The organism is Jeotgalibacillus marinus (assembly GCF_040801915.1).
GTDB lineage: Bacteria > Bacillota > Bacilli > Bacillales > Jeotgalibacillaceae > Jeotgalibacillus > Jeotgalibacillus marinus.
On sequence record NZ_JBFMIA010000045.1, the window covers coordinates 1 to 3,178 of the forward strand.

Sequence of the window (3,178 nt, forward strand, 5' to 3'; positions counted from 1 at the left end):
TATGGTTAAGTCCTCGATCGATTAGTATTCGTCAGCTACACATGTCGCCATGCTTCCACCTCGAACCTATCTACCTGATCATCTTTCAGGGATCTTACCACTTACGTGTGGGAAATCTCATCTTGAGGGGGGCTTCATGCTTAGATGCTTTCAGCACTTATCCCGTCCGCACATAGCTACCCAGCGATGCCTTTGGCAAGACAACTGGTACACCAGCGGTGCGTCCATCCCGGTCCTCTCGTACTAAGGACAGCTCCTCTCAAATTTCCTGCGCCCACGACGGATAGGGACCGAACTGTCTCACGACGTTCTGAACCCAGCTCGCGTACCGCTTTAATGGGCGAACAGCCCAACCCTTGGGACCGACTACAGCCCCAGGATGCGATGAGCCGACATCGAGGTGCCAAACCTCCCCGTCGATGTGGACTCTTGGGGGAGATAAGCCTGTTATCCCCGGGGTAGCTTTTATCCGTTGAGCGATGGCCCTTCCATGCGGAACCACCGGATCACTAAGCCCGTCTTTCGACCCTGCTCGACTTGTAGGTCTCGCAGTCAAGCTCCCTTATGCCTTTACACTCTACGAATGATTTCCAACCATTCTGAGGGAACCTTTGGGCGCCTCCGTTACTCTTTAGGAGGCGACCGCCCCAGTCAAACTGCCCGCCTGACACTGTCTCCCACCCGGATCACGGGTGAGGGTTAGAAGTTCAACACAGCCAGGGTAGTATCCCACCAATGCCTCCATCGAAGCTGGCGCTCCGATTTCCAAGGCTCCTACCTATCCTGTACAAGCTGTGCCAAAATTCAATATCAGGCTACAGTAAAGCTCCACGGGGTCTTTCCGTCCTGTCGCGGGTAACCTGCATCTTCACAGGTACTATAATTTCACCGAGTCTCTCGTTGAGACAGTGCCCAGATCGTTACACCTTTCGTGCGGGTCGGAACTTACCCGACAAGGAATTTCGCTACCTTAGGACCGTTATAGTTACGGCCGCCGTTTACTGGGGCTTCAATTCGTACCTTCGCTTGCGCTAAGCACTCCTCTTAACCTTCCAGCACCGGGCAGGTGTCAGCCCCTATACTTCACCTTACGGTTTCGCAGAGACCTGTGTTTTTGCTAAACAGTCGCCTGGGCCTATTCACTGCGGCTCTCTCGGGCTTGCACCCTACCAGAGCACCCCTTCTCCCGAAGTTACGGGGTCATTTTGCCGAGTTCCTTAACGAGAGTTCACTCGCTCACCTTAGGATTCTCTCCTCGCCTACCTGTGTCGGTTTGCGGTACGGGCACCTTAAATCTCGCTAGAGGCTTTTCTTGGCAGTGTGGAATCAAAGACTTCGGTACTAAATTTCCCTCGTCATCACAGTTTAGCTTACGCGGAAACGGGATTTGCCTCGTTTCCTGCCTCGCTGCTTAAACGCGCATATCCAACAGCGCGCTCTCCTATCCTCCTGCGTCCCCCCATCACTCAAATGATTGTTTGGTGGTACAGGAATATCAACCTGTTGTCCATCGCCTACGCCTATCGGCCTCGGCTTAGGTCCCGACTAACCCTGAGCGGACGAGCCTTCCTCAGGAAACCTTGGGCATTCGGTGGAAGAGATTCTCACTCTTCTTTCGCTACTCATACCGGCATTCTCACTTCTAAGCGCTCCACCAGTCCTTCCGGTCTGACTTCACAGCACTTAGAACGCTCTCCTACCACGGAATCTCATAGAGATTCCATCCACAGCTTCGGTGAATCGTTTAGCCCCGGTACATTTTCGGCGCAGGGTCACTCGACCAGTGAGCTATTACGCACTCTTTAAATGGTGGCTGCTTCTAAGCCAACATCCTGGTTGTCTAAGCAACCCCACATCCTTTTCCACTTAACGATTACTTGGGGACCTTAGCTGGTGGTCTGGGCTGTTTCCCTTTCGACTACGGATCTTATCACTCGCAGTCTGACTCCCATGGATAAGTCTTTGGCATTCGGAGTTTGTCTGAATTCGGTAACCCGTTGGGGGCCCCTAGTCCAAACAGTGCTCTACCTCCAAGACTCTTACACATGAGGCTAGCCCTAAAGCTATTTCGGAGAGAACCAGCTATCTCCAGGTTCGATTGGAATTTCTCCGCTACCCACACCTCATCCCCGCACTTTTCAACGTGCGTGGGTTCGGGCCTCCAGTAAGTGTTACCTCACCTTCACCCTGGACATGGGTAGATCACCTGGTTTCGGGTCTACGACCTGATACTCATTCGCCCTATTCAGACTCGCTTTCGCTACGGCTCCGCCTTCTCAGCTTAACCTTGCATCAAATCGTAACTCGCCGGTTCATTCTACAAAAGGCACGCTATCACCCGTAAATGGGCTCTAACTACTTGTAGGCACACGGTTTCAGGATCTATTTCACTCCCCTTCCGGGGTGCTTTTCACCTTTCCCTCACGGTACTGGTTCACTATCGGTCACTAGGGAGTATTTAGCCTTGGGAGATGGTCCTCCCGGATTCCGACGGAATTTCACGTGTTCCGCCGTACTCAGGATCCACTCTGGAGGGACGTATCTTTCGACTACAGGATTGTTACCTTCTCTGATGGGCCTTTCCAGACCGCTTCGTCTAAATACGTCTTTTGTAACTCCGTATAGAGTGTCCTACAACCCCAAGAGGCAAGCCTCTTGGTTTGGGCTGATCCCGTTTCGCTCGCCGCTACTCAGGGAATCGCATTTGCTTTCTCTTCCTCCAGGTACTTAGATGTTTCAGTTCCCTGGGTCTGCCATCAATCGCCTATGTATTTAGCGAAAGATCATATCCCATTACGGATACGGGGTTCCCCCATTCGGAAATCTTCGGATCAAAGCTTACTTACAGCTCCCCGAAGCATATCGGTGTTAGTACCGTCCTTCATCGGCTCCTAGTGCCAAGGCATCCACCGTGCGCCCTTTCTAACTTAACCAAAAATGGTTGATCAGCTTCGCGCTTCTTCGTCCGTTTCACTCGATCAGTCCTCATGTGCCTGAGCACACTCCGGGCTTCTCTCGCTCACGTCCTTGAATCGCTCGCTGCTAAACCATTTTTATGTGAGATTACTCTCCATAAAAATAGTTTAATTGGATTTTCTAACAGAAAATCACTAAGGTGGCGATTACTCGGTTTGTTGCTTTGTTTGTTTGATGTCTTTATCCAGTTTTCAAGGAACGA

The 3,178-nt window shown here is 51.6% G+C and carries 1 rRNA gene; it reads right to left on the reverse strand.

Annotation, left to right across the window (positions count from 1 at the left end):
- Position 1 precedes the first annotated feature (1 nt).
- Positions 2-2,933 (reverse strand): 23S ribosomal RNA (locus AB1471_RS16655).
- Between the last annotated feature and the right edge of the window lie 245 nt (positions 2,934-3,178).